Source organism: Mucilaginibacter sp. CAU 1740 (assembly GCF_039839285.1).
GTDB lineage: Bacteria > Bacteroidota > Bacteroidia > Sphingobacteriales > Sphingobacteriaceae > Mucilaginibacter.
Genome location: NZ_JBDOQS010000002.1, coordinates 365,534 through 392,379, shown reverse-complemented (window position 1 = coordinate 392,379; position 26,846 = coordinate 365,534). Strand labels below are relative to the sequence as shown.

General features: G+C 44.6%; 17 protein-coding genes. 8 read left to right on the top strand and 9 right to left on the bottom strand.

Going from position 1 to position 26,846, the window contains the following annotated elements; all coding sequences use genetic code 11:
* Position 1: 1 nt before the first annotated feature.
* The 5 genes from AAFN85_RS05950 (at position 2) to AAFN85_RS05930 (ending at position 6,099) form a co-directional block, all read left to right on the top strand.
* Positions 2–1,816, top strand: coding sequence for a RagB/SusD family nutrient uptake outer membrane protein (locus AAFN85_RS05950; protein WP_347526104.1), 1,815 nt, complete (start codon positions 2–4; stop codon positions 1,814–1,816).
* Between the two features lie 24 nt (positions 1,817–1,840).
* Positions 1,841–2,545, top strand: a complete 705-nt coding sequence (locus tag AAFN85_RS05945; RefSeq protein WP_347526103.1) for a DUF3823 domain-containing protein — start codon at positions 1,841–1,843, stop codon at positions 2,543–2,545.
* 24 nt (positions 2,546–2,569) lie between these two features.
* Positions 2,570–3,715, top strand: a complete 1,146-nt coding sequence (locus AAFN85_RS05940; RefSeq protein WP_347526102.1) for a hypothetical protein — start codon at positions 2,570–2,572, stop codon at positions 3,713–3,715.
* Positions 3,716–3,783: 68 nt separating this feature from the next.
* Complete coding sequence (locus AAFN85_RS05935; RefSeq protein ID WP_347526101.1) at positions 3,784–4,800, top strand: family 43 glycosylhydrolase; 1,017 nt, start codon at positions 3,784–3,786, stop codon at positions 4,798–4,800.
* A gap of 18 nt (positions 4,801–4,818) precedes the next feature.
* Complete coding sequence (locus AAFN85_RS05930; RefSeq protein ID WP_347526100.1) at positions 4,819–6,099, top strand: glycoside hydrolase family 71/99-like protein; 1,281 nt, start codon at positions 4,819–4,821, stop codon at positions 6,097–6,099.
* A 77-nt stretch (positions 6,100–6,176) separates the two neighbouring features.
* Here AAFN85_RS05930 and AAFN85_RS05925 read toward each other — a convergent pair whose 3' ends face one another.
* The 7 genes from AAFN85_RS05925 to AAFN85_RS05895 all read right to left on the bottom strand — a co-directional run bounded on the left by AAFN85_RS05925 (position 6,177) and on the right by AAFN85_RS05895 (position 17,564).
* On the bottom strand, positions 6,177–7,973 hold the full coding sequence (locus AAFN85_RS05925) for a DUF885 family protein (RefSeq protein WP_347526099.1): 1,797 nt from the start codon (positions 7,971–7,973) through the stop codon (positions 6,177–6,179).
* Between the two features lie 46 nt (positions 7,974–8,019).
* Positions 8,020–8,922, bottom strand: a complete 903-nt coding sequence (locus tag AAFN85_RS05920) for an AraC family transcriptional regulator (protein WP_347526098.1) — start codon at positions 8,920–8,922, stop codon at positions 8,020–8,022.
* A 590-nt stretch (positions 8,923–9,512) separates the two neighbouring features.
* The gene (locus tag AAFN85_RS05915; protein WP_347526096.1) at positions 9,513–10,757 is read right to left on the bottom strand and encodes an FAD-dependent oxidoreductase; all 1,245 of its coding nucleotides are present in this window, start codon (positions 10,755–10,757) and stop codon (positions 9,513–9,515) included.
* A 288-nt stretch (positions 10,758–11,045) separates the two neighbouring features.
* The gene (locus AAFN85_RS05910; protein ID WP_347526095.1) at positions 11,046–12,047 is read right to left on the bottom strand and encodes a 4-hydroxyproline epimerase; all 1,002 of its coding nucleotides are present in this window, start codon (positions 12,045–12,047) and stop codon (positions 11,046–11,048) included.
* Between the two features lie 6 nt (positions 12,048–12,053).
* A complete protein-coding gene (locus tag AAFN85_RS05905) occupies positions 12,054–12,992 on the bottom strand; it encodes a dihydrodipicolinate synthase family protein (protein ID WP_347526094.1) in 939 nt (312 codons plus the stop codon).
* A 122-nt stretch (positions 12,993–13,114) separates the two neighbouring features.
* A complete protein-coding gene (locus tag AAFN85_RS05900) occupies positions 13,115–14,512 on the bottom strand; it encodes a SusD/RagB family nutrient-binding outer membrane lipoprotein (protein WP_347526093.1) in 1,398 nt (465 codons plus the stop codon).
* 25 nt (positions 14,513–14,537) lie between these two features.
* Entirely contained in the window at positions 14,538–17,564 is a 3,027-nt protein-coding gene (locus AAFN85_RS05895; protein ID WP_347526092.1) for a SusC/RagA family TonB-linked outer membrane protein, read from the bottom strand.
* Positions 17,565–17,905: 341 nt separating this feature from the next.
* Between AAFN85_RS05895 and AAFN85_RS05890 the strand changes: the two genes are divergently transcribed.
* Entirely contained in the window at positions 17,906–20,275 is a 2,370-nt protein-coding gene (locus AAFN85_RS05890; protein WP_347526091.1) for a beta-L-arabinofuranosidase domain-containing protein, read from the top strand.
* A 119-nt stretch (positions 20,276–20,394) separates the two neighbouring features.
* A complete protein-coding gene (locus tag AAFN85_RS05885) occupies positions 20,395–22,797 on the top strand; it encodes a glycoside hydrolase family 127 protein (protein ID WP_347526090.1) in 2,403 nt (800 codons plus the stop codon).
* Positions 22,798–22,984: 187 nt separating this feature from the next.
* Here AAFN85_RS05885 and AAFN85_RS05880 read toward each other — a convergent pair whose 3' ends face one another.
* A complete protein-coding gene (locus AAFN85_RS05880) occupies positions 22,985–23,575 on the bottom strand; it encodes a hypothetical protein (RefSeq protein WP_347526089.1) in 591 nt (196 codons plus the stop codon).
* A gap of 338 nt (positions 23,576–23,913) precedes the next feature.
* On the opposite strand from AAFN85_RS05880, the gene AAFN85_RS05875 reads away from it, so the two are divergent.
* Positions 23,914–25,767: a DNA topoisomerase 3 gene (locus tag AAFN85_RS05875; RefSeq protein WP_347526088.1), complete on the top strand. Its 1,854-nt coding sequence runs from the start codon at positions 23,914–23,916 to the stop codon at positions 25,765–25,767.
* Here the strand turns inward: AAFN85_RS05875 and AAFN85_RS05870 are convergent, their stop codons facing one another.
* Positions 25,768–26,784, bottom strand: a complete 1,017-nt coding sequence (locus AAFN85_RS05870; RefSeq protein WP_347526087.1) for a hypothetical protein — start codon at positions 26,782–26,784, stop codon at positions 25,768–25,770.
* Positions 26,785–26,846: the final 62 nt, after the last annotated feature.

Sequence of the window (26,846 nt, the reverse complement as noted above, 5' to 3'; positions counted from 1 at the left end):
CATGAAAAAAGTACATAAACTTATTATAGCAATTGCCTTTGGTGTAGGCGCTTCGGTAACTTCATGCCAGCGCCTGGATATTCCACCAAAAAATATTTTTACGCCCGATGTTATTTATGGTAGCGAGGCCGGTGTTAAATCGTTTTTAGCAACCATTTACGCCAACCTTCCTATCGAAGATTTTAAATATCGCCCCGATCAGGGTTTTAAAACCGGTGGTAACGATTGGGAAAATTTTTATAACTCGGCGTCAGTTACCGGGGAAGAGGTTGGCCCCTTTGGTGGCATGGATATAGGTGGCGGTTTTGGGTACTGGCCCTACGGCGATATCAGGAATGTTAATATCCTGATTGATGAATTGCCAAAGCACGTTACCGCTTTAAGCCAAAATACCGTAAACGCACTGTTGGGTGAAGCTCATTTTTTGAGGGCCTATTATTATTTCGGCCTGGCTAAACGTTATGGTGGCGTGCCTATCATCAAAGTTCCGCAAAATCCGGGCGCTCCCCTATCCGAGTTGCAGGTACACCGCGATAAAGAAGAAGCTACCTGGGATTTTATTGGCGAAGAGCTTGACCTGGGCTACCAGATGATGCCCGAAACCAACGATGCAGGCAGGGCCAACAAGTATGCCGCGGCAGCATTAAAATCGAGGGTGATGTTGTATGCCGGCTGTATAGCTAAATATGGCTCAATCAATTTTGTTGATGGCCCGGCAAGGTCTCAAGGACTGGTAGGCATCCCCGTTGCAAAAGCAAATACTTATTTCCAGGCTGCTTACGATGCCGCTAAATTGCTTGAAGGGCATTACTCCTTGTATAACGGTAATGCAGACAAGGTGCAAAACTATGTCGACCTGTTTTTAAAAGCCAGTCCCGAAACCATTTTCATTAAGCAGTATTCTATTGCCAACCATACGGCACACAGCTGGGATGCAACCATGTCTCCGCGTTATTTCACAGCCAACGCGTTGTCACGCTCGTACCCAACGCTTGATCTGGTGCAGCTATGGGGCAATTTGAATGTAACCAATGATGATGGTACTCCTAAACGTTTCAATAGCCGTACCGAGCTGATGCAGGGTTTGGAGCCAAGGTTACTGGCAACCATTTATTTTCCGGGTGCAACCTTAAGGGGCTTAACTTTTGATATGCAGCGTGGTATTTACCCATCATTTAGCGGTACTGCTGCTGCCGAAGTGGCCAAACAACCTAACTCACGTTCGTACATTTTATCGGGCGATACCAAAACGCTTTACAACGGCAAACAGGTTATCGGCTTCACCGGTCCGTGGACTGGCGGCGACGAACTCACCCGTACAGGTTTTTATGTGCGTAAATATGTTGATTATAATAAAGCGCAACCTACTGTTGATCTGAACAGGAGCGAGCAACCATGGATAGACCTGCGTTACGGTGAAATTTTATTGAACCGTGCCGAAGCAGCAGTTGAATTAGGCAACAATGGCGATGCATTAACATCTATCAACCAACTGCGTACCCGTGCTGGTGCTACCATTTATGGCTCTATTGATCTGGATAAAGTACGTAAAGAGCGCCGCATGGAGCTTGCTTTTGAAAACCAGTATTACTGGGATTTGAAAAGATGGCGCATTGCCGATGTTGTGCTTGACCGCGCCCACTTTAAAGGCCTGATGCCATACTATGTATTTAACGAAAACAAATACATTTTCCTGGCCGAGCCGGAACTGTTTAACCGCGAATACACCTTCCAAAAACAGTTTTACTACGAGCCTATACCCGGTGGCGAAATTGGTAAAAACCCTAACCTGCTTCCTAATAACCCTAATTATTAATAAAGAATTTAAAAGTTATAAGATATGAAAAATCTGATTGGTAGAATTTTGGTGGGCATAGCTATACTGGCAAGTTCTGCATGTACAAAAACAGATAACTACGATGGCCCTAACGCTTCGTTACAGGGCAATATCCTATCGTCCGAAGGTGGTAACCTCCTCACCTCGGGCGGCAGCACCACCATCAAAATGCAACAAATAGGCTGGACAACCCCGCAAACCATCCCAAGTAAGTTTGATGGTACTTATGAGGATACCAAACTATTTAAAGGCGGATATAAAATTGTGCCAACCGGTGGCGCGTTCTGGCCTGTTACCGATACTGTTACGGTTAATATAGACAAAGGCACCAAACATGATTTTACGGTTACGCCATACATCGTGATCAAAAATTTCCAGCACACCTTAACGGGCACTACGCTTACACTTACGTTTGATATCGACGCGCCTGTAATTGCCGGTTTGCCAACTATTAAAGATGTGCAGCCTTATGTAAATACTACAAGGTTAGTAGGTACCGGTGCATCTATCCGCGATTTTTCGGATCTCAACGCTAAAACCATCAATAAGGCATTTATTGATATGAGCGCTGCCGAAAAATCGATCACCCTTACAGTACCTGACCTGATCCCCGGTCGCACATTTTTTGTGCGCGTGGGTGTAAGGCTGAGCGATAGCTTCAACAGCTCCAATTTTTCGGAGATAGTACAGGTAGATATTCCTAAATAAGTTAACCTAAAACCAAAAAAGGAAATGAAAATCACAAAAACAACAATGGCATGCGCCATGATGATAATAGGCCTTGGCATTGCCGGCTGCAAAAAAGAAAAATACACATCGCGCGATACTTCGTATATTAAACCACCGCCACCGGATACTACCGCTCCACCAGCGGTAGATGCCACGCTGATATCGTTTGATAATGCCGATAAACCAGACGGCTGGCAAACCGTAGGCACACCTACCATAGCCACAAGCGGCCAAAAAGAGGGCACCGGCTATCTGAAAAACACCATCGCCAACGGAGGCGATTTTATGCAGTTTATTAAAGATCTGGCTACACCGCTTGATACTAAACTTACCAGCGATAACGGCCAGTTTAAATTTTGGTGGTACGTATCGGATGTATCATTGCTTAAGGCAGATGGATCTATTGAGATCACCAGTTCTGGAAAATCCGACGATCATGAATCGGCATGGGATGTGGCACCGCTAATCCCGACCCTTAAAAATGGTTGGAACGAGATCGCTCTTAATTTTAGCAAAGCGATTAAAACCGGCGATGGTGGCGCTGATTATTCGGCAATTAACCACTTCCGCATTTTCTTTTTCACCACCAGTAAAGCTCATGACGATCTGGTTACCGGTGTTGATGACTTTGTTTTCAGAGCTGCCCCTGCCCCACCTCCGGTAGTATTCGACGCTGTTGATAAAGCCGATGGCTGGCAAACCGTGGGTACACCAACCATTGTTACGGGCGGACAGAAAGAAGGTACCGGCTATATGAAAAACACCATAGCCAATGGCGGCGACTTTATGCAGTTTATTAAAGATGTTGACCCGCCGGTTAACACCTCTTTCGGCGCTGCTGATGGCAGATTTAGTTTCTGGTGGTATGTATCTGATGTTTCATTATTGAAGGCTGATGGCTCTATCGAGATTACCAGTTCGGGCAAATCTGACGATCATGAATCGGCCTGGGATGTAGCACCGTTATTACCAACGCTTAAAAACGGCTGGAACAAGATCACACTTGATTTTGATAAATCGATCAAAACCAGCGATGGTGGTGCGGATTACACGGCTATCAATCACTTCAGGATCTTTTTCTTTACCACAAGCAAAGCACACGATGACTTGACTGTAGGTATCGACGACCTGCGCTTCATCTCTAAATAAAATAGCCCCAAAATTTCAAAACAAGCCCGGCAACCTGTTATGGGTTGCCGGGCTTAAATACCCAAATAATGATCTTATATAATCTATTTAAATCAATTGCCCGCAAAAGTGCCCCTACAGCTATGGCTTGTAGCCTGGTAATATTGGCAGCAAGCTGTAGCAAGGCTCAAAATAAACAGCCAAAGCAGGATAACAGCAAACCTGCCGCGGAAACTCCCCTTGCCCCTAACCCCTTTATCCGCGATATGTACACTGCCGATCCATCGGCGCACGTTTGGGCCGATGGGCGTTTGTATGTTTATGCTTCGCACGATATTTATCCTGCACGGGGTTGTGACTTGATGGATCAATATCACGTATTCTCTACCGATGATATGGTGCATTGGAAAGACCACGGCGAGATCCTTCGTGCATCGCAGGTATCATGGGGCCGCCCGGAAGGTGGTTTTATGTGGGCCCCTGATTGCGCATATAAAAACGGCACTTATTATTTCTATTTCCCACACCCAAGCGGCACCGAATGGAATACCACCTGGAAAATTGGTGTAGCAACCAGCAAAAGCCCGGCAAGTGGTTTCACCGTTCAGGGCTACATTAAAGGACTTGAAGCCATGATAGACCCCTGCGTTTTTGTTGACGATGACGGCCAGGCCTATTTTTACTATGGCGGTGGAGGTACCTGTAAAGGCGGTAAGCTTAAAAACAACATGACCGAAATTGACGGCGATATGAAAGCCATGGAAGGCCTTAAAGATTTCCACGAGGCAAGCTGGGTACATAAGCGTAACGGCATTTACTATTTATCCTACTCGGATAATCATGACGTTAATGGCAAGCACAACCGTATGAATTATGCTACCAGTAAAAGCCCGCTTGGCCCGTGGACGTACGGCGGTATCTACATGGATCCAACCGATAGCTATACCAACCATGGTTCGATAGTACAGTTTAAAGGCCAATGGTATTCATTTTATCATACCAGTGCCTTATCTCACGATGACTGGCTGCGATCGATATGTGTAGATAAGCTTTACTACAATGCCGATGGCTCTATCAAAATGGTTGAACCAACCGCAGGCAAATAACCCTAACACTTAAACATCATGAATATCAGAAAAACAACTTTTACAGCGGCGGCGATAGGCATTATGCTCGGCGTTACCTTAAGCTGCTCGAAAAAAAGTAGCGGAGGCGGCGATGTTAAACCCGACGATAAACCGAAAGATACGATAGACCTTACCCCCTCACCCGTTGGCGATGTGGTAGGTAAAGTAATTGTTGGCTACCAGGGATGGTTTGCGGCCATTGGCGATGGATCGCCGATTGACAGGTATTGGCACTGGGCACAAACCTGGGAAGAGCAGCCATCACCAACCAACACCGCCATTAAATCGTGGCCGGATGTTCGTGATTACACTAAAACATTCCCTACCAAATATGCCAACCTGAATAATGGCCAGCCCGCTAATGTGTTCTCATCGTTTTCGGATCAAACCATTGATATGCAGTTTAAATGGATGCATGATTATGGTATTGACGGTGCCGCACTGCAACGCTTTAACCCAAGCGGACTGGAAGGCCCTGTACGTGATGCCATGGCAGCCAAAACCAAAATAGCGGCCGAAGCGCACGGTGTTAAATTTTACATTATGTACGATGTAAGCGGTTGGAAAAACATGCAATCAGAACTAAAAACCGATTGGACCAACAAAATGTCGGTCTATACCTCATCCCCTGCTTATGCCAAGCAAAACGGCAAACCGGTAGTATGTATCTGGGGCTTCGGTTTCAGCGATGAAAACCATCCATTTACTGCCGCGCAATGTATTGATGTGATCAACTGGTTTAAAAGCAAAGGTTGTTACGTTATTGGCGGTGTGCCTACTCATTGGCGTACCGAGGATAGCGATTCGCGCCCCGCCTTCCTATCAGCCTATAACGCGCTGGATATGATCTCGCCGTGGATGGTTGGCCGAATTGGCAACAAAAGCGAATCGGATAGTTTTTACGGCTCGGTTAACCGCCCCGATGTTGCTTATTGTAAAGCCCACGGCATCGATTACCAGCCCTGCATCCTCCCTGGCGATTTGCAGGAACACCAACGCGCCCATGGCGATTTTATGTGGCGTCAATTCTTCAACATGAAAAGCGTAGGCGCAAATGGCCTGTATATTTCCATGTTTGATGAATACAACGAAGGTAACCAGATAGCCAAAACCGCCGAAAGCCAGGATTGGGTACCGGCAGGTTCATCATTTGTTACTTTAGATGAAGACGGCACTGCCTGCTCATCTGATTATTACCTGCGACTTACCGGCGATGGCGCTAAGATGTTTAAAGGATTGATCCCTTTAACACCTACAAGGCCTACCCCTGTTAAATAAGCAAGGCCCTATCACAAATGCGAAAGCCCCATTTACCGGTTGGTAAAGGGGCTTTTTTATTAACTATTAGTGATACCTTATTTGCCAAAATCGTAAAACTTCCAACTGGTGCTAAAATCGCGGGTAAGGGGTTGGTTGATTAATGTAGCCCTGATCATCTCTATCGGGATCAGATTTTCTTTCATTACCGCATCATGAAATTGCTTGTAGCTCATTTTGCCGCTATCAACCAGTTCGCGTTTTAACGACATGATCTGTAAGCCTCCCGTAAGGTAAGCAACCTGATAAAGCGGGCTATAGCCACCTTCAAACGAACGCCTTACTTCGCCCTCGGCATTGGCTTTTTCGTGGCCAACACGGTCTATCAAAAAGTCGATACATTGTTGTGGTGTCCATTTACCTAAATGATAATTGAGCGAGAAGATGATCCTTGCGCAGCGGTGCATTCGCCAAAACAGCATGCCAACCCGTTCTTCGGGTGTTTGAGCAAAGCCTTTTTCGTACAATAACAATTCCCAATATAACGCCCAACCCTCGGTAGCAAACGGGGTTGAAAAATCCTGCCTGTAAGCTTTGTACCTGCTATTCATAAAATATTGCAGGTTATGGCCGGGGATTAATTCATGCTGTACTGTCCCCCTCGAAAAATAAGGGTTATTACCGCGCATGCTCATCAGCTTATCTGCTGCCGACATGGTATTGGTTGGGTACGAGATACTGATCTCTTTTCCACCCGTAAAAAAAGGATTAACCAACTGCCGCTCCGGCGACATCATGACCATGCCCCAGGTTTCTTCCGCCAGAGGTGGTATGGTGATCAGGTCGCGTTGTTTGATGAAACTTAAGGCATCATTATATAATTTCACAATTAATTCGGGCTGATGGCCTACCGGTACATAGCTATTCTTTACCTTTTCCAGCGCCTTTTTCCAGTCGCTGCCAAAGCCCATTTCCTGCGATGCTTTCAGCATTTCCTTATCGCACCAGGCAAATTCTTTATTAGCTAACGCGATGAGTTCTTCCGGGGTGTACGGGATCATTTCTGTACGCAACTGGCGGATCAGATCCTCCCGGCCAATAGGCACGCCTTTTATACCACTGGCATCAGGCTTTTGGGTAGTGTTTACTTTACCTTTGGCTAATGCTTGATCGCTGTAGGCTTGTAAGGCGTTGTTTACTGCTTTATAAGGTTCGGGCACCCACCAGGTAAAAGCAGGATCGAAAGTATTATAGAAACCATAGAAATCTTTCAATCGCCCTTTTAAACCCAACAAAGCTTCTTTTAGCATGCGAGCTAACGGCATATCAATGTTGGCTACTTTATTAATGGAGGCTGTATCAGCTTTGATCTGTTTCAGAATGGTGTCGAGCGAGGCGGCTACTTTCTGACCGTCAACAAATGTTCCGCGGCGGCGCAGTTTTTCGAGGTTGTAGATACCATCAGCGCAGCTTAAGTATTTGGTGATCTGGCTGTATTGGTCGCTTTCTTTTTTCAGATCGTCAATATCGTAATTGATCCGTTTTTTGAGCAGGATATAATCCACCTTGCCGTAAATACTCATCGAGTTAAAATCAACCTGTTCCAGCTTTTTCAGGTAATCGTTATCAGTTTCAAGCAGGCGTTTACGCTGCTCGGGCGAGTTCAAAACATTGATCTTATATTGATATTCCGCATGCTCGTTCACGCTGTAGGGCGAATAAAAATCGTGCACCGCACCCATATCCTGTCCGTATTGGATAACGGTACCTGCCATTTCGCTACTTTGTTCATAAATACTTGCCGGAATAGAAGTTTGGGCATCAGCATTAAGCGCAGGAATAAGCAAAGCAATGGCTGCTAAGGACATAATATGCCACTTTAAGTTTTTGATCACTTTTTAAATTTTAAGTTTTTTAAGAAAAATATTTCGGGAAAGCCTGTTAGCTCGCTGCCCTGTTTAAACTGATGAGGTTATTATTATATGCATCCAAATAACCCCTCGGCGAATTACCGATAACACATTTAAACACGCGGTTAAAGTTGGTAATACTCTTAAAACCACATTTATAAGCCACTGTATTGATACTCTCAAATTTATGCGAGATCAACTTTTTACAGGCCTCATTGATCCTGATCTCGTTCAGGAAAGAGATAAAAGTATGCCCGGTATGCTTTTTGAAATACCTACAAAAGGATTCGGGTGTCATGAAAGCTACCTTGGCTACATCTTCCAGCGTGATATCCTCGCTGTAGTTCTGCATAATGAAATTGTAGATATTACCTATCCGGATCCCCTCATTTTCGGTAATACCGGGCAGGTTTCCGTAAGATGAAAGCGGATCGAGTTTAGCTTTGATATTGGTCAATCCCTTAACCAAGTTTAAAAACTGGATCAATTGATCGGTACCTGAGGCATTTTTAAGCGCTATCATGAGCTGTGCCACCCTATCGTTAACATCATCAGGTACTTTAAACCCTTGCTGATGCTGCTGCATAAAGATCTTGTTCGATTTTAATTCGGGCAGATCAAACATGGCGGCCAGCGTTCCTTCGGGGTTAAAGAAAATGGTTAATGCCTCTACGCTTTTAGCAGGATCACCCGCGAAGTATTCGGGATTGCTTTTAAATACGTGGGGCAGATTGGCTCCTAATACAAATATATCACCGGCCGTATAATCGTGCATATTATTTCCGGCAATCAAAGTGCCCTCACCACGCTGGATCCAGGTGATCTGGGTTTCCTTATGGCGGTGCAGATAAGGATAAAAATAAGGCTGCGAAACCTTTTCGGCAATTACGCTTTTATCGTGCGCTACTGGAATAGTGAACTGTAAAACTTTCATCCTGCTGTTTTTTAATCCTCCATGAATTTACAATTACTTAACTCATTTTCCCAATTTTTCACCCACATAGGATAAAATACGGTCAATATCAGTTAAATTAATGTATGTTGAGGTAATGAGAAATTAACTCATCAATGTGCATAGGATATATCGCTTTGAGATACGAGGCACCTACGGAGCCAAAAAGCCCGTCTTTGATTTGCTATAGACACGTGACTCCTAACGGAGTCGTCCAACAATTATAATAATCAATTGGTCTTTTAATTAAAATTCGCTGCTACCGCAAGGCTGTGCCTTGTGATGAACACGCCAAGTCTCGAAGCGACTTAGGGGTTTCGCAAAGGCATGGCTTATACCTTGCATGTGAGCCACAAGGCACAGCCTTGCGGTAGCGACGCCCCTAACTGGCAATTCGCATCTTAAAAATATGCTGTGTACCCCGTAGGGGTAACGTGTTTATAGCAACGAAAAGATTGATGTTTCGGCTCCGTAGGTGCCTCGTATCTTAAAGCGACAATCATTAACTATCCACGAAGAAGCCCGTTCACATAACTGCAAACGGGCTAATTAATAAATAATAAATCTTAAATCTATTTCCTTTCCGGCGCAAAAGCCTCAACAGAAATACTTGTTGGCTTACCCGATATAATTTCGCTGGTCAATAAACCAGTTGCAGCGCCAAGACTCAACCCCATCATACCATGCCCGGTTGCAACTGTAACATTATTGTATTTACTACTACGACCGATATATGGCAAACCATCAGCAGAAGACGGCCTAAAACCAAACCAAATATCTTTTTCGGCAGGGACAGTCGGTTTTAAATCCGGGAAATATTTGGGCACCGATTCAACTATGCCCTTTACCCTGTTCATATTGATGCGACTGTTGATCTTATCCAATTCCATAGTACCGCCGTAACGCAAACCGCCATTCATCGGGGTGATGGCAACACGTGCTTCGGCCAGTAATGCCGGGATCTGCATGGTTTGCTTTTCATCTTTTACATTGAATGAATAACCTTTACCCGGCATCAACACAATATTCAATCCCAATAATTTACCCACAGCAGGCGACCATGAACCGGTAGCAATAATATATTCATCAGCAGTAAATTCTTCATTGTGTGATAACACCCGACTTACCTTACCATTGGTTGTTTCAATTTTAGTAACCTCCTTATTAGTGATGAGTTTTACACCTACCTTTTTAAGGTAAGCCAGTAAAGCAGCCATTAATTTATTAGGCGATAAATGCGCATCGCAACGATAATGTACAGCACCTAAAACGTCCAGTTCCAGGTTTGGTTGTAAAGCTTTGCATTCAGCCGGACTCAATACGGCCATGTCCAAACCAAGTTCCCTACCCTTTTCGGCCATGTGCGCTTCTTCTTCGCCGGCTTTTTCCGTTTTGTAAAACATCAGGATGCCTTTTTCAACAAGGTCGAAATCAAAACCTGGCTCTTTACTCAAATCTTCGTAAAGCTTCTTGCTAAGCAACGAGAGTTCGGTTAAAGGCACAGCCGAATGCTCAACATGGGCGTTGTTAGCTTTCTTTAAAAACTGCAATCCCCACGAAATTAATTGAGGGTTTAACGACGGACGCACATAAAAGGGGCTTTTGCTGTTAAACATCCACCTGATGCCTTGTGCAACCATGCCCGGAGTAGCCAGCGGTATAAAATGGCTCGGAACGATCATGCCGGCGTTACCGTACGAGCAGTTATCCGTCATATCGCCTTTATCAATCACCGTAACCTCATGCCCCACCTTTTGTAAATAATACGCGGAACTTAAACCAATTATCCCACCGCCTATAATGAGCACTTTTGCCATTTTTATTTTTTGAGCTGAAAGCTTAAGGCGGAATGCCGAAAGCTTGTTTGTATTTTGGATCTAATTAAATTAATACGTCATTGCGAGGTACGAAGCAATCGCGAACTATACAGGGCGGATTTGCCTGCGTGCGATTGCTTCGTACCTCGCAATGACATGTTGGAATATTTGCTTCTGAGTCCAGACTTACGAAGTTTTAAAAACTTCGTAAGTCTTACCTGCTTTGTCATACACTCATTCAGAGGCCTCGGCTTTTATTACTCGCAATAACAATATTGAGAGTATGAATTATAACACCTGAAAACCATGCGCATACGGATCGTCATCATCAATTTTGATGTTGTTGTATCCGTAAACCCTGGCCCAGCCTTCAACACTTGGTACAATGGCATCTATATCATTGATCTTCACCACTTCCTCAACCTTGCCGATAAACTTGCTGCCAATGATACTTTCGTGAATGAAAGGCTCACCAACTTTCAGTTTACCTTTGGCAAACCACTGTGCCATACGGGCAGATGTGCCTGTGCCACATGGAGAGCGATCGATAGCCTTGTCGCCATAAAACACAGCGTTGCGGGCTGTAGCATCTGCCGATAGCGTAGCGCCAGCCCAAAGGATGTGTGTGCAAGTGTTGATAGTAGGATCAAGCGGGTGTACAAACTGGTATTTCTCGTTGATGCGTTTACGCAAAACTTGGCTCCAGGCCACCAGCTGACCGGCAGTGTATTTTTCAATACCCTCAAAGTTAGCCTGCGGATCAACAATGGCGTAGTAGTTACCACCGTATGATACATCGATAGTTAGCATACCCAGATCAGGGCACTCCACCTCCAGGTTAGTGGCAGCGAGATATGCCGGAACGTTCCTCAATTTTACCGAGGTTACTTTTTTACCTTCCTGCTTGTATTCGATCAATACCAAACCGGCAGGCGCTTCCATCCGCACAATTCCGGGCACTTTAGGTTGGATCAAACCTTCTTCAATAGCGATGGTGATAGTACCGATGGTACCGTGACCGCACATAGGCAAACAGCCGCTGGTTTCGATAAACAGAACAGCTACATCATTTGCCGGATCATGAGGCGGGTACAAAATACTGCCCGACATCATATCGTGGCCGCGTGGTTCGAACATCAGGCCGGTACGGATCCAGTCGTACTCTTTTAAAAAGTGCTGGCGTTTCTGGCTCATATTATCGCCCACCAATTGCGGACCGCCACCTGCAACCAACCTTACCGGGTTACCGCAGGTATGCGCATCAACACAAAAAAAAGTTTTACTTGCCATAGTTAATTAAGCTACCTCTTCAGTCACTTTACCCCAGCTACCAACAGGCAATTCCGGACGGATAGCCAACGCGTCATCAATCACTTTCTGAACGTAGGTACGCTCCTCGCCAACTAAAGCTAAACGTGGCGCGCGTACATTTTCGGTACCAATACCGGTAGCAACTTCGGCCAGTTTAATGTATTGTACCAGTTTTGGGTGGATATCCAGTTCCAACACCGGTAAAAACCAACGGTAAATGGCCAAGGCCTCGTCATATCTTTTAGCTTTTACCAAACGGTAAATGGCAACGGTTTCTTTAGGGAAGGCATCAACCAAACCGGCAACCCATCCATCGGCCCCCATCACCAAACTTTCCATAGCCAGCGGATCAACACCTGTGAAAATTTTGTACCTGTTGCCAAAGCGGTTGATCATGCGGGTAACGTTCGAAACGTCACGGGTTGATTCTTTTACCGCTTGGATATTGCTGTAAGCAGCCAGTTGCTCAAACATATCTAAAGTAACCTCAACCTTGTAATCAACAGGGTTATTGTATATCATGATAGGCAGTGGGGTGCTTTCGGCAACCGCGGCGAAGTAAGCTATTGTTTCGCGCTCGTCGCTTTTATAACGCATTGGCGGCAACAACATCAAACCAGATGCACCTAATTCCAATGCTTTTTGAGCACACCTTACTGCTGCTTTAGTAGTTTGCTCGGCAATGTTTAATATTACCGGTACTTTACCTTCCACGAAGGCTACGGTGTGTGCAAGCAGATCATATTTTTCCTGCTCGTCCAATACACTGGCCTCGCCTAATGATCCGCCTAAAATAAAACCGTCAACACCGGCTTCAAGTTGGGCTTTCAGGTTAATATCAAATGCGTCGAAATCAAGCTCGTCGTTATCTGTAAATTTTGTAGTTACTGCAGGGAGTACGCCTTTCCAATCAAAAGTTATCATTCTTAAATATTTTTCACAAAACTAAAATAGTACTATATAATGTTTATTTAACAATTTAGCAGACACTAACCGTATTTTAACCAGTAATGCTATTTAACCGGTTAATGCCTGCTAAATAATGCCTATTGCGCATCCCACCAAACCCTATCGGTAAGTTTGGCGCTTTGTTGCGGCTGCGGATTAGGCACAATTTCCGACTGCGGATACAGCACCCTGCGAGGGATTTCCGACAGCGCGTTTTTTACCTTTGTTAAAGCGGGATAACCAGTCCTTCTCCAATCGTTGTAGTTTTCCATGGTCAGGAAGTTGGCAATTACCTTCTCTTCGATGATCAGTTGCTCGGCATTAGCGCTGGTTAATGTACCCCTCGTGGCCAGGTAAGCAACAATATCAGTTTCGGCAATACTCAATTTTGACATATGCGATCGTACAGCCAACAAATAAACTGGTTGCGCCGCTGTAGCACCAGAAATGATCAAAGTAGCCTCAGCCTTTAAAAACAACGCTTCCGAGTAGTTAAGCAGGTAATTATTGGAGCTTGTGCTGGCATAAAACGAACCACCTAATGAGTATGATTCCAAACTGCCGATATCATCAGCACCTATCTGCCTGCCGGTGTATAATCCTGTTTCTGCAGCTGGTGCAACCATTTTTATTTTTCGCGGATCATTACGGGTTTTAAAGCCTTCCACAAAAGTTGAAGCCAATACCAGCGTTGAACCCGGCAAAAAGTTTTGCTGCCATGGGTTTTCGGCACCTGCCGCACCGCTGAAAGGCATTTTCATATCATCATCGTTGCTGGTCATGCCGTTTTCAAGAGCGGTTAGCGCTAACTGAGCCTGTGTTGCCGCGGTATGGCCAGGAGCTTTGGTTAAATGCATGTAATAGCGGGCTTTTAAAGTATAGGCTGCCCTCTTCCATTTATCCATATCGCCGGTATAGTAATAATCGTCGCCCGCAGGCACAACAGTGCTTTTTTTAGCGATATCGGCAATAGCACCATCTAATAATGTTTGGATCTGTGTATAGATAGATTCCTGGCTATCATAAGTTGGGGTTAGGTTACTGATACCTGTAAAGCCTTTTGAATATGGCACATCGCCCCAAACATCAGTAGCCGCACCAAGCGTGTAGGCCGTAAGCACTTTTGCTATGGCAGCATAATTAGCATTACCGTCGGCCTCGGCTTTTTTATTCAGGATAACAAGGTTGTTCAGTACCTGCGGATAAAAATTGTACCAATCGCCGTCCATATCCTGGTGATACATCAAATAGGTGCCAAAGTTTGGCGGAACCTGGTTAAGGGCAATTACCTGCATATATTGTTGCAATACAACGGCGAGGTTACTATTGCCGGCGGCAGTTATATTTTGTGAGATGGCTGCCTCAACCGGGGCCAGGATCAATGATTCCTTTACTTCGGCCGGACGGTTTGGATCCTGATTTACGTCGATAAATTTTTTACAGCCTGTAAAGCTTATTAAAGCACAGGCAGCTAACGCGATATATTTATTTTTCATGCTATTTCTTATTAATGATTAAAAACTACAGGGTTACCTTCAGGCTAAAATCAATTGATCTTGATGTTGGAGTTGAGAACGAGTAAATCCCCTGCGAGCCGTTTGATGAACCGAACGAGCTAACTTCCGGGTCGCCGCCGGTAAAGTGCGGCGCGTGGATCCATAAGTTACGACCGGTTACGCTTAACGTTGCCGATTTGAAAGGGCTTTTGCTTAACCATGATGGTTTTAAAGTATAGCCCAGGCTTACGTTACGCAATTTCACATAACTGCCATCCTGGATAACAGATTCGAGGATACCATTGATACGCTGATAGTATTGCTGCCCGTTAACCGATACCGTATTGGGCTGACCGGTAGTAGCGTTTATACCATCAACCACCCTTGGGCCACGGTTTTCAGTAACTTTAGGTGTACCATAAAAGTAGCCGTAACCATCAACGTTGTTCTGGATATCGCCGCCGCGTTTAATATCAAAAAAGAAACTGAAGTTGAACTGCTTGAACCTGATATTGTTATTGATACCACCCAGCCAGTTAGGGTTGATATTGCCTATTATGCCCTGGTCATCAGCTGCAAAAGGTAAACCCGAATCGTCGGTTAATAATTTACCGGCTGCATTACGCGCGTAACGGGTTCCATAAATAACGCCATAAGGCTGGCCAACTGTAATATTGGTAAAGCCGTTGCCCAGCTGCTGCTGGTTCTGGTAAATTGATAATACTTTGTTACGGTTGCGCGTAAAGTTAAGGGTAAGGTCCCAGTTAAAATCTCGGGTTTTTATTGGGTTTACATTCAGTAAAACCTCAATACCGCGGTTACGCATAACAGCTGAGTTTACAGATGTTGAAGAATAACCGCTTGATGGAGCAATGGCTACGTTAGGAATAATACCGGAAGTTGTTTTTTTACTATAGAAAGAAGCCTCCAGGCTGATTCGGTTATTAAAGAAACCCGCTTCAAAACCGGCTTCAAACTCGTTGATACGTTCGTTTTTAAGAGTAGGGTTTCCATAAATATCACTGATGAGGAAGCCCGCCTGCCCCGCGTAAGGGAAGTTGAGGTTACGGATAGCAGCTACGTTATACGGAGTTAACAGGCTGTATGGGTTGATGCTACCATCGTTGCCTACCGTACCGTATGATACCCTCACTTTACCCAAATTCATAACTTTTGAAAACTCAGGACTAAAGAACTCAGAAAAAATAAAGCTGGTTGCAGCCGATCCATATGGATAGAAATTATGATCGGTTGATAGTACTGAGTTACCATCGTACCTGCCGGTTAATGACAATATCAGGAAGCGCTTATACTCAATGTTTGATTGCAGATAGAAGCCAATTTTGCGTTGTAATCTCTGATTTTCGGAATAGGTAACTGTAGATGCCGAAGCCATATTGTACAGTCCAGGTACAGTTAAGCCAACACCGTTTGCATAAGTATATTCATTATAGGTAGAGATAATGTTATTACCCAATACCACATCTACATTAAAATTACCGAAGGTTTTATTAGCGCCTATCAATAAGTCGTTATTAAACTGGCGATAATTGATATTCTGATCAACCAAACGGCCATTAGGATTTGATACCGATTCGGTTGATTCATGGTAACGATCCATTTCGGTATAAACATCAGCACCAAAACGTTCTGTAACCGTTAACCATGATAAAGGCTTGTAATCCGCCGTAAACGTTGGCAAAAAGTGGTTAACGCCCGAGTGGTTTTTGATATTATCCAACACCCAGTAAGGGTTGTTACGCGAAAAGCGGTACAAGCGCTGCGTGCCATCGGCGTTTGTTGCCGGTTGCAGATTGTATGATACAGGCGCGGTGAAAATTGTCCAAACCGGGCTTTCCAAAGCGTAACCTTCAGGTAGCCTGTCATTTTGGGAGTTGGAGTAGTTTAACTGGAAAGTTGTGTTCAGGTTATCCAAAATATGCGCGCTATATTTAGCAAAAAGAGTGTTGCGCAAAAATTTGGTAGTAGGCACAGTACCTTGCTGGTTAAAATTTGAGTACGATACCAGGTAGGTTGAAGTATTGCTGCCGCCACCAATGTTGATGGTGTTATTATAAGTATGGCCGGTTTTAAAAAACAAATCCGACTGGTTATAAACTTTTGCAGCCTGACCGTTTATTTTCAGCGTATCCATACGTGCGCCCCATGAGGTACTTGTTTTTTGGGTTTCGCCATCGTAATAAATGCCATTGGTACCTTGCGAATATTTGTTTTGAATTTGCGGAAGCAAGGGATTCTCGAACGAAAAATCAGAAGTAAAAGTGATAAGTGGCTTTTTATTCAGCGCGCCGTTTTTGGTGGTGATCATTACTACACCATTAGCGCCTTTTGAGCCGTAAAGCGCTGTAGAAGCAGCACCCTTTAATACGTTGACACTTGCAATAATAGATGGGTCGATATCTGCAATACGGCTTGTACCGGGACCAGAGTTCAGGTTACCTGTTTCAGAGTTATCAACAGGAACACCGTCAATAACCATTAGCGGTTCGTTATTACCATAAAATGAAGTGGTTCCCCTGATCAGGATGCGCGCCGAACTACCCGGCGTACCCGAAGAACTTGTTACCTGCACGCCCGATACCTTACCGGCAATAGCGTTTACAATGTTCGGCTCTTTTGATTGGGTAATAGATTCGCTTTTTACTTCCTGCGTGCTATATGTGAGGATGCGTTTTTCGCGTTTGATACCTAAAGCGGTGACAACCACCTCGTTCAAGGCTTTGCTATCACTATTAATAGTAATGTTGATGCTGGCCTGGCCGCTAAGCTTAACCTCGGTAGGGGCATATCCTATGGCGGATACCGTTAATGTACCTGTGCCCGGATAGGCAATTTCGAACGCGCCGGTAGCGTTGGTTATCGAACCCTTGTTGGTTCCTTTTAATTTAACCGAGGCTCCGGCTACGGCCTCGCCTTTCTCGTCGGTTACTTTACCTTTTAATGTTATTGACTGTGCATAAGTGTAATTAACACACATAAATACACTCAATAATGGTAAAATGAGTTTCTTGAGTAAATGTTTAAACTGCATAAAATTAAATGAGGTGGTTAGCAATTATGTCTTTATATCTGATTTTCAGATATGTAAAACTATATTTCACCCGCCCATCATTTTTTTATGAATTTTGCCAATACTACCCGTATATTAACATTGTTGTTACACTAAGATTATTTAATTGTGACTTTTACAATAATTTTAAACATTAGGGATAGTTTAGTTTAAGGCTACAAAATCATTTTTATACCCACAATTCGGCTTTTCAGTTAAAAAGCGGTTAATATCCGGTTAACACCGGCAAATAATCACCCATAATTATCAGCACATGAGGGCTACTTTTATAAACTGATTTTGATGAAACAAAACCCCATATCATGCTCACAAAAAAATGGCTTAAATTAAATACCTGTATTGTAGCCTGCCTTGCAATAACTAACGCGGCACAGGCGCAATCATATCTGCCCCTTCAAAACGATACCCGGATGAAGGTAAAACCGGTTGTTCCGGTAAAGGCCTATGCCTTCGATCTGAAAGATGTAAAACTGCTTGATGGGCCTTTTAAAGTGGCGCAAGAAGCTGATGTAAAGTACCTGCTTTCTATCGAGCCGGATAGGCTGCTATCTGCATTCCGCTCCCATTCGGGCTTAAAACCTAAGGGCAAAATGTACGAGGGCTGGGAATCATCAGGTCTGGCTGGGCATACGCTTGGTCACTATCTTTCGGCCATTGCCATGCACTACGATGCAACCCGCGACCCGGAATTTTTAAAACGCGTTAATTATATAGTAACAGAGCTTAACGAATGCCAGGTTGCCCGTAAAACCGGCTATGTTGGTGCGATACCTAAAGAGGATACCTTATGGGCCGAGGTTGCCAAAGGCGATATCCGTTCGCGGGGCTTTGATTTGAATGGCGGCTGGTCGCCCTGGTACACCGTGCATAAGGTGATGGCCGGTTTGTTGGATGCTTATTTATATGCTGATAACAAGCAAGCCCTGAAAATATGCAAAGGCATGGCCGATTGGACCGGTGAGACCATCAAAAACCTCGACGACGAGAAGCTACAAAAAATGCTGCTTTGCGAATATGGCGGCATGGCCGAAGTGCTTGCTAACTTGTATGCTATCAACGGCGATAAAAAGTACCTCGAGCTATCCTATAAGTTCTACGATAAAAAGATCCTCGATCCTTTGTCGCAGCAGCAGGATATTTTGCCGGGCAAGCATTCCAACACCCAGATCCCTAAAATAATTGCCAGTGCCCGCAGATACGAACTTACCGGCGATAAAAAAGATAAAACCATTGCCGACTTTTTTTGGGAAACCATTGTAAATAACCACTCCTACGCTACAGGCGGCAACAGTAACTACGAATACCTGAGCGAGCCACGCAAACTGAACGACAGGCTTACAGAAAACACCACCGAGACCTGTAACACCTACAATATGCTGAAGTTGACCCGGCATTTGTTTGCGGTAGCTCCTTCGGCAAGTTTGATGGATTATTACGAAAAAGGATTATATAACCACATCCTCGCCTCACAAAACCACAGCACCGGTATGATGTGCTACTTTGTTCCGCTACGGATGGGTGGCACCAAGCAATACAGTACCCCGTTTGATGATTTTACCTGTTGTGTAGGTTCTGGCATGGAAAACCATGTAAAGTATAACGAGACCATTTATTTTAAAGGTGCTGATGGTAGTTTGTATGTTAACCTGTTCATCCCATCGGTATTGAACTGGGCATCAAAGGGTATCAGCATGAAACAGGAAAGTAATTTACCTAATACAGATCGCACCACGTTTACTGTTACTGCAACTAAGCAGGTTAATTTGGCTATCCGTATCCGCAAACCTAAATGGAGCGATAATGTATCGGTAAGCATCAACGGTAAAAAACAAACCGTTAATGTTGATGCCGAGGGCTATTTGGTATTGAACCGCAAATGGCGCAATAACGATAAAATAGAATTAATCACGCCAGAGAGCTTATATACCGAGGCTATGCCCGATAATGCCAACAGACGCGCGGTATTTTACGGCCCCGTGTTATTGGCCGGTGTATTGGGTAATACCGAACCTGATCCGCTTAAAGGCGTTCCGGTTTTTGTTACCAGCGAAACCGATCCAAACAAATGGTTGCAGATGGTTGATCAGAAGCAATTAAGCTTCCATACCACGGGTATCTCTAAACCTGTTGAAGTTAACCTGATCCCCTTCAATCAAACTAAAAATGAATATTACTCGGTGTATTGGGACGTATTTACCCCTGATGCCTGGGTGGTACAGCAAAAAGCTTATGATGAGCAACGCAAAAAACAACAGGAACTGGAAGCCCGCACTACAGATCTGCTCCGCATAGGTGAGATGCAACCCGAGCGCGACCATAACTTTACCAGCGAGAATGCCACAACCGGCGAGGACCACCAGAAAAAATGGCGCTCGACAGAGAACGGCGGCTATCTTCAATACGAAATGAAGGTTGATGCCAATGCTCAAAACACGCTCATTAATACTTATTGGGGTATGGATAACCGCGGCCGTAGCTTCGATATTTTGATAGATGGCATCAAACTATCAACCGAAGATTTGAACCAGTACAAGGAAAGCCGTTTTTACGATATAAGCTATACACTCCCAATAGAACTTACCAAGGGCAAGCAAAAAGTTACTGTAAAGCTGGTACCAAAAAAAGACAACAGCGCCGGTCCGGTTTATGGCAGCCGGATGGTTAAAAATTAAGCTGAAAGCCGAAGGCTGAAAGCTAAAAGCTATACAGATAAGCGAAAAGCCAAAGGCGTAAAGCTAAAAGCTATTTAATTGGATAAAATAACACATATCAATCTGTTTAAAATAAGATCATGATCAATAAAAGCAAGGCGGCCTGGCTACTATCGTTAGCGGCTATGACTGCTGCTACCAATGTATTCGCGCAGCAAAAGGACTACCCTATCCAGCCGGTAGCCTTTACCAGTGTGCATGTTAACGATAATTTCTGGGAGCCAAAAATGGAGGTTAACGCCAACGTTACTATCCCCTACGTGTTGGAACAATGCAAAAAGAACGGCCGGATGGATAATTTTTTGCGGGCAGCCAAAAAGCTGGATGGCGATAAACTAAGCGAGTTCCCTTTTGATGATACTGATGTTTACAAAGCTATCGAGGGGGCGTCATACTCCATGCAAAACAAAAAGAACCTGAAGCTGGATAAATACATCGATACGCTGATCAACATTATCGGTGCCGCGCAGGAATCTGATGGTTACCTGTACACTTTCCGCACGGTGAACGCCAAAAAGCCGCATGAGTGGATAGGCAGCAAACGCTGGGAGAAGGAGGAAGACTTAAGCCATGAACTTTATAACGCCGGGCATTTGTATGAAGCTGCTGTGGCACATTACCAGGCTACCGGCAAACGCACCCTGCTTAATATCGCCATAAAAAATGCAGACCTGTTGGTGAATACTTTCGGGCCGGGAAAGATTGAAGAATATCCGGGTCACCAGATCGTAGAGATTGGCTTGTCAAAAATGTATCGGGTTACGGGCAACAAGAAATACCTTGACTTAGCTAAGTTTTTCCTTGACGTGCGTGGCCCTAAAGGTGATGCCTACAACCAGGCCGATAAAAAAGTGATAGACCAGCACGTGGCTGAAGGTCACGCCGTACGCGCCGCCTACATGTACACCGGTATGGCCGATATTGCCGCTTTAACCGGCAACGCGAAATACCTCGCTGCTATTGATGATATCTGGACGGATGTGGTAACGAAAAAGCTGTATATCACGGGTGGCATTGGTGCAACCGGTAATGGCGAGGCTTTTGGTGACGATTATCAATTGCCTAACATGTCGGCCTATGCCGAAACATGCGCGGCTATTGGTAATGTGTACTGGAACAACCGCATGTTTTTACTACATGGCGATTCGAAATATATTGATGTGTTGGAGCGCACGCTTTACAATGGTCTGCTATCGGGTGTGTCGCTGAGCGGCGATAGGTTCTTCTACCCAAACCCCTTGGCATCTATGTTTCAGCATCAGCGCAGCGCATGGATCAGCTGTGCATGCTGTATCAGCAACATGACACGCTTTTTGCCATCATTACCGGGTTACGTTTACGCCAAAAACCAAAACGACCTGTACGTTAACCTTTACATGAGCAACACCAGCGAAGTTAAATTAGCTGCAGGTAATGTAAACATCACCCAAACCACAGATTACCCTTGGAAAGGCAATATCAATATTGTAGTTAATCCTGCTAAAGCTACCGCGTTTACGTTAAGGTTACGCATACCAGGATGGGCAAAAGACCAACCAGTTCCCGGCGACTTGTACACCTACCTGGATAAAAATCAAAAACCGGCAACCATACTGGTTAACGGCAAAGCGACAACTTACAGCACCGAAAAAGGCTACGCTATAATTAAACGTACCTGGAAAAAAGGTGACAAGGTTACTTTAGACCTGCCAATGGAAACCGAAAAAGTTTTGGCCAACAACAATATTAAAGATGACCGCGGCCGCTTCGCCTTTCAGCGCGGACCAGTAGTGTATTGCCTTGAAGGCCCCGATAACCGCGATAGCCTGGTGCAAAACATTATGGTTGATAAAAATGCCATCGCAGCAGCCAACTACCAAGCCAACCTGCTTAATGGTGTTGATGTAATAAGCGCCGATGGTAAGAGCACCAAACGCCAGCTGAATAGCGACGCGCTGATAGAGACCGATCAACAGGTAAAAGCCATCCCCTACTACGCCTGGGCCAACCGCGGCCCGAGCGAAATGACGGTTTGGATCCCATACGAGGCTTCGGCAGCAAGGCCTAAACCGGCACCTACCATTGCCAGCACCAGCAAAGTAACATCATCCGTAAAAAATAAAAGGATGTACAATGCCATTAAAGACCAGTACGAACCGGCAGATTCGAAAGATACCAACTACCCTTACCTGCACTGGTGGCCAGCACACAACACAAGCGAGTTTGTTCAGTACGATTTTGATGCAGCGCATACCGTGAGCGAATCAAAAGTGTATTGGTATGATGACGGGCCATGGGGCGGTTGCCGGATTCCGGCATCGTATAAAGTTCTTTATTTAAAGGATGGGCAATGGGTTCCGGTTAAAAACACTACGCCATATGCTATCAGCAAGGATGCTTTTAATGTGGTGAGTTTTGAGCCTGTCACTACAACAGCGTTAAAGTTAGAAGTACAATTACCGGTTGATAATTCGACCGGGATACATGAATGGGAAGTTAAATAGATCAGTTAATATGTTAAGCATAAACCCGGCGCATTTTATGCGACCGGGTTTGCTTTTTTTGTTCCATACAACTATAAAAACGTCATTACTTCGTACCTAATAATGACGAGGACTGAAAGCTCCATACAAGAAAAAAGCCGCTTTTTTAAAGCGGCTTTTTTCTTGTAATACTTTATTATTCAGCTCCTCAACCCTTAGTTATAACAACACTGGCTACATTTTGCCAGTTCTGAATAACCTGATCGTAAAAAGGCTCATCTGCCGAGCCGCCTTTCCAGATCACATAGGTCTTTTTATTATCAGTACCTAAATAAAACCTGGCAGAAGATTGAATATCTCCGACTGTAATGCCGGTTAGTGTGTTGTAAAGATTGAAGTTAAAAGTAGCCTTGTAGTTATCTGAAGCTCCAACTACAATGTTCGATACAGCCAGGTTAGCTTCAAATGGATAAGAACTGCCTACCATTATGCTATCCACCCCGCCCGAGGTATTGGTGAACGTACCTCTAAAATCAAAAGCATAATCGGATTTTGGAGATTTGCGGCAAAACATCGTCACTTTCACATCATCGTACGAGCCAGCTGGTAATTGAATGGCTCCAGCTAAGGCATCAGCGCTAAAAATATTCAGCTTTTTCTCTACCATGATAACCGAATCAAGTGTTTTTTTGCCTTGTGCTACAAGTTCGATCTTTTCAACCCAAACCGTGGCCGATGACCAGCTAACAGCTATTGGCTTTGAAGCACTGTCAGTCAACACTGTCGTGTTGGTTTTCATTTTAGCGTTTAAAGACGTGTTAGCTTTTACAAAATAAGAGATCTTACCAGAACCGGAAGCTGTTTTTTGAGGATCGTTGCTCTTTTTACAGGATACAACAACAGACGCAATTAGCGCAATAGCACAAAAGTGCTTTGTGAATAAGGAAATAGGTTTCATTAGAAGTTATATATAAGTTAAAATTCTGCTTAAAGGTATAAACAATTCTTAAATTTAAAATTGATCTTTTTATTTTTAACAACCCATAATTACCGGATAGCTACCACTTACCAACATAACTTGCAGCCCCACCGGTAATTTCATACTTTCGTCGCCCTTAACACCAACGTGAAAACGATATGAAAGTGATCATAGCCGAGAAACCTTCTGTAGCCCGCGAAATTGCCAGGGTGTTTGGCGCTAATACCAAAAAAACGGGCTATATTGAAGGTAAAGGCTTCACTTTTACATGGGCATTTGGTCACCTGTTACAGCTTGCCGCCCCGCAGGAATACGGTTATTACGGATGGAATATCCAAAACCTGCCCATGCTTCCGCCCAAATTCAAACTCTCTATCCGCAAGGTTAAAACCAAGGATGGCGTGGTTGATGACCCATCGGTAAAGAAACAGCTGGATGTGATCAAAGCCCTTTTTGATGAGGCTACAGAGATCATTGTAGCAACGGATGCCGGGCGTGAGGGTGAACTCATCTTCCGTTATATTTACTATTATCTCAAATGCAAAAAGCCTTTCAAAAGGCTTTGGATCTCCTCACAAACTGATGAGGCCATTAAAGAAGGGTTCCGCAATCTGAAACCGGGGAGCGATTACGATACATTGTTTAATTCGGCCCATTGCCGTTCACAATCGGATTGGTTGGTGGGGATGAACGCCACACAGGCGCTAAGCCTCTCATCAGGTAACCGGGCGGTACTTTCATTGGGACGGGTGCAAACCCCTACCCTGGCTATGATCTGCTCACGGTTTATCGAAAACAGAAATTTCGTACCGCAAACCTATTACCAGGTAAGCATCCACCCGGATAAAGACGGCCAGGTATTTAAAGCGATATCGACCGAAAACTACGCTACTAAGGAGGAAGCAGAGGCAGTATTTAACCAGGTTCAGGATGTAGAAGGCGGCTTTCCGCAAGGCGGCCATGTTTTACAGGTTGAGGCTAAGCCACGTAAAGAACCACCTCCGTTATTGCACGATCTGAGCAGCCTGCAACAGGAAGCTAATAAACGTAAAGGATTTACTGCAGATCAAACCTTAAACCTGCTGCAAAACCTGTACGAAAGCAAACTGGTTACCTATCCACGTACAGGCAGCCGTTATATTGGCGATGATGTTTTCGCGGGTGTGCCAACCCTGATAGAAAAGCAGGAACAGCATCCTTTATTCGGCAAACAAGCACAAGCCCTTGCCGGTGCCAAATTGAGCAAACGAAGTGTGAACGCGAAAAAAGTAACCGATCACCACGCTATTTTGCCTACCGGCGAAACGCCTAATCACCTCTCGGCCGATCACCAGGCCATTTTTGATATGGTGGCAGGGCGTATGCTCGAAGCTTTTCACCAGGATTGTATTAAAGAGATCACCAAGATCACAATGCAATCGGGCGCTAAATTTGTAGCCAGCGGAACTGTGATCCACACCGCCGGATGGCGTGCTGTGTTCAACGATAAAGAAGACGACAAGAAAGACGAGGAAAACGCCACTTTACCGAAAGTAACGCAAGGCGAAAACCTGCCAGTTACAGCTAAAGCTATCCTCGAAAAACAAACCAAGCCCAAACCGCTATACAATGAGGCCAGTTTACTAAAAGCCCTCGAAACAGCAGGCAAGGAAATTGACGACGAGGAATTGCGCTACGCCATGAAGGATAGTGGCTTAGGAACACCGGCAACACGGGCCTCCATTATCGAAACCTTGCTTAAACGAAACTACATTCTCCGCGAAAAGAAAAATCTCGTACCTACCCAAACCGGACTGGGCGTTTATGATGTAGTAAAAAACCAACAAATAGCCCAAGCCGAATTAACGGGAAACTGGGAAAAGCGACTGGAAGAGATCCGTTCAGGGGCTTCGGTTACTGATTTCCAGGAAGAGATCAAAACTTATACCCGCGCCATCACATCCGAGCTATTGAGTTTGGGCAAGGCGCTTAACATTCCTGCACCGGAAGTTGCTGCCAAGCCCAGTGCTTAATTAGCGGATGCCCATAATGTAGCGGCTCTCCTCCAAGAAACGGTCGATCTTTTTAGTGCTCCTGAAGCTTTTAAGCGGCAATATTTTTTGTTTATTACTTCCGGGGATCTGGAAATACATTTTCACATCTGTACCCGAGTAGATCATGTTTGTAGTGCGCCTGGTGATCTGAAAGTTGATAAAATCGGCAAAGCTATAGGTCTGGTTACCGATGCCTAAAAGATTCTCCCGGCTCACGGTTTTGGCATTGGTATCAAAAGTTACTTTGGTAAATGCCGAAAAAGCAAAAATAGCACCGAAGCCTAAAAACGCAACGATCACCAAAACTTTGTGAAACGTATCCGAATCGTGAGTGATGGAATGATTAATAAGTTCATTCACCCCCACAGCCAAAAGCGCTAACCCAATGATAAGGCCGCCAACAACGTTACGTTTAATGCTGTAGTATGGCGGGTTGTTATCGTAAAATTTAAAATCGGTTATAAGTAACTGCGCATTATCATTTACCTGATATCCGGCTGAAAGGAACTTCGATATCACCGAAAAAGCTTCGTCGCTAAGCGCAATAGCGTTAGGATCATCATCTTTTGCGTACGATGCCGAAACCACTACGCCTTTGCCATATTTATCCCTTTTTGGAAAAGCCCTGTAATTGAAGCCGCCCATGGTATTACGTACCATACCAACATTGGCCAGGTCATCAAAACGTTCGGAACGGATACTTAACACACCGAAAAGCTTTTTACGCATCATCCGCGCCTCGTTATCAAACACAACTACTGTGCGGCCTACCGCCCAAATTAGGGCAACAATTATCGCAAACGTAATAAACATGGGTACGCCGGTTGAAAAGGACACTACCGGATCCTGCTCTAACATGATATAAGCAACAACCATAAAACCGATCAATATTATTCCAAAAGCGATACTCAGTGCATTAAAAATACGGTAAGGATACAGTGTTACCCGCTGTGCTTCGACATTCCAACGGGTTTGCGCGAACTTTTTTAGTGCCATAAAGGTTTAAATTTAGATGGTTTAACAAGGTTATCGGCTTATGGTTTTAACTGTAAGGCAAT

What these genes read in the sequence shown, in the direction of transcription:
- AAFN85_RS05885 (WP_347526090.1), top strand. Translation starts at nt 20,395, where the DNA reads ATGATCAATAAAAGCAAGGCGGCCTGGCTACTATCGTTAGCGGCTATG.
- AAFN85_RS05915 (WP_347526096.1), bottom strand. Translation starts at nt 10,757, where the DNA reads ATGGCAAAAGTGCTCATTATAGGCGGTGGGATAATTGGTTTAAGTTCC.
- AAFN85_RS05890 (WP_347526091.1), top strand. Translation starts at nt 17,906, where the DNA reads ATGCTCACAAAAAAATGGCTTAAATTAAATACCTGTATTGTAGCCTGC.
- AAFN85_RS05910 (WP_347526095.1), bottom strand. Translation starts at nt 12,047, where the DNA reads ATGGCAAGTAAAACTTTTTTTTGTGTTGATGCGCATACCTGCGGTAAC.
- AAFN85_RS05905 (WP_347526094.1), bottom strand. Translation starts at nt 12,992, where the DNA reads ATGATAACTTTTGATTGGAAAGGCGTACTCCCTGCAGTAACTACAAAA.
- AAFN85_RS05940 (WP_347526102.1), top strand. Translation starts at nt 2,570, where the DNA reads ATGAAAATCACAAAAACAACAATGGCATGCGCCATGATGATAATAGGC.
- AAFN85_RS05870 (WP_347526087.1), bottom strand. Translation starts at nt 26,784, where the DNA reads ATGGCACTAAAAAAGTTCGCGCAAACCCGTTGGAATGTCGAAGCACAG.
- AAFN85_RS05945 (WP_347526103.1), top strand. Translation starts at nt 1,841, where the DNA reads ATGAAAAATCTGATTGGTAGAATTTTGGTGGGCATAGCTATACTGGCA.
- AAFN85_RS05935 (WP_347526101.1), top strand. Translation starts at nt 3,784, where the DNA reads ATGATCTTATATAATCTATTTAAATCAATTGCCCGCAAAAGTGCCCCT.
- AAFN85_RS05930 (WP_347526100.1), top strand. Translation starts at nt 4,819, where the DNA reads ATGAATATCAGAAAAACAACTTTTACAGCGGCGGCGATAGGCATTATG.
- AAFN85_RS05875 (WP_347526088.1), top strand. Translation starts at nt 23,914, where the DNA reads ATGAAAGTGATCATAGCCGAGAAACCTTCTGTAGCCCGCGAAATTGCC.
- AAFN85_RS05950 (WP_347526104.1), top strand. Translation starts at nt 2, where the DNA reads ATGAAAAAAGTACATAAACTTATTATAGCAATTGCCTTTGGTGTAGGC.
- AAFN85_RS05900 (WP_347526093.1), bottom strand. Translation starts at nt 14,512, where the DNA reads ATGAAAAATAAATATATCGCGTTAGCTGCCTGTGCTTTAATAAGCTTT.
- AAFN85_RS05880 (WP_347526089.1), bottom strand. Translation starts at nt 23,575, where the DNA reads ATGAAAACCAACACGACAGTGTTGACTGACAGTGCTTCAAAGCCAATA.
- AAFN85_RS05895 (WP_347526092.1), bottom strand. Translation starts at nt 17,564, where the DNA reads ATGCAGTTTAAACATTTACTCAAGAAACTCATTTTACCATTATTGAGT.
- AAFN85_RS05920 (WP_347526098.1), bottom strand. Translation starts at nt 8,922, where the DNA reads ATGAAAGTTTTACAGTTCACTATTCCAGTAGCGCACGATAAAAGCGTA.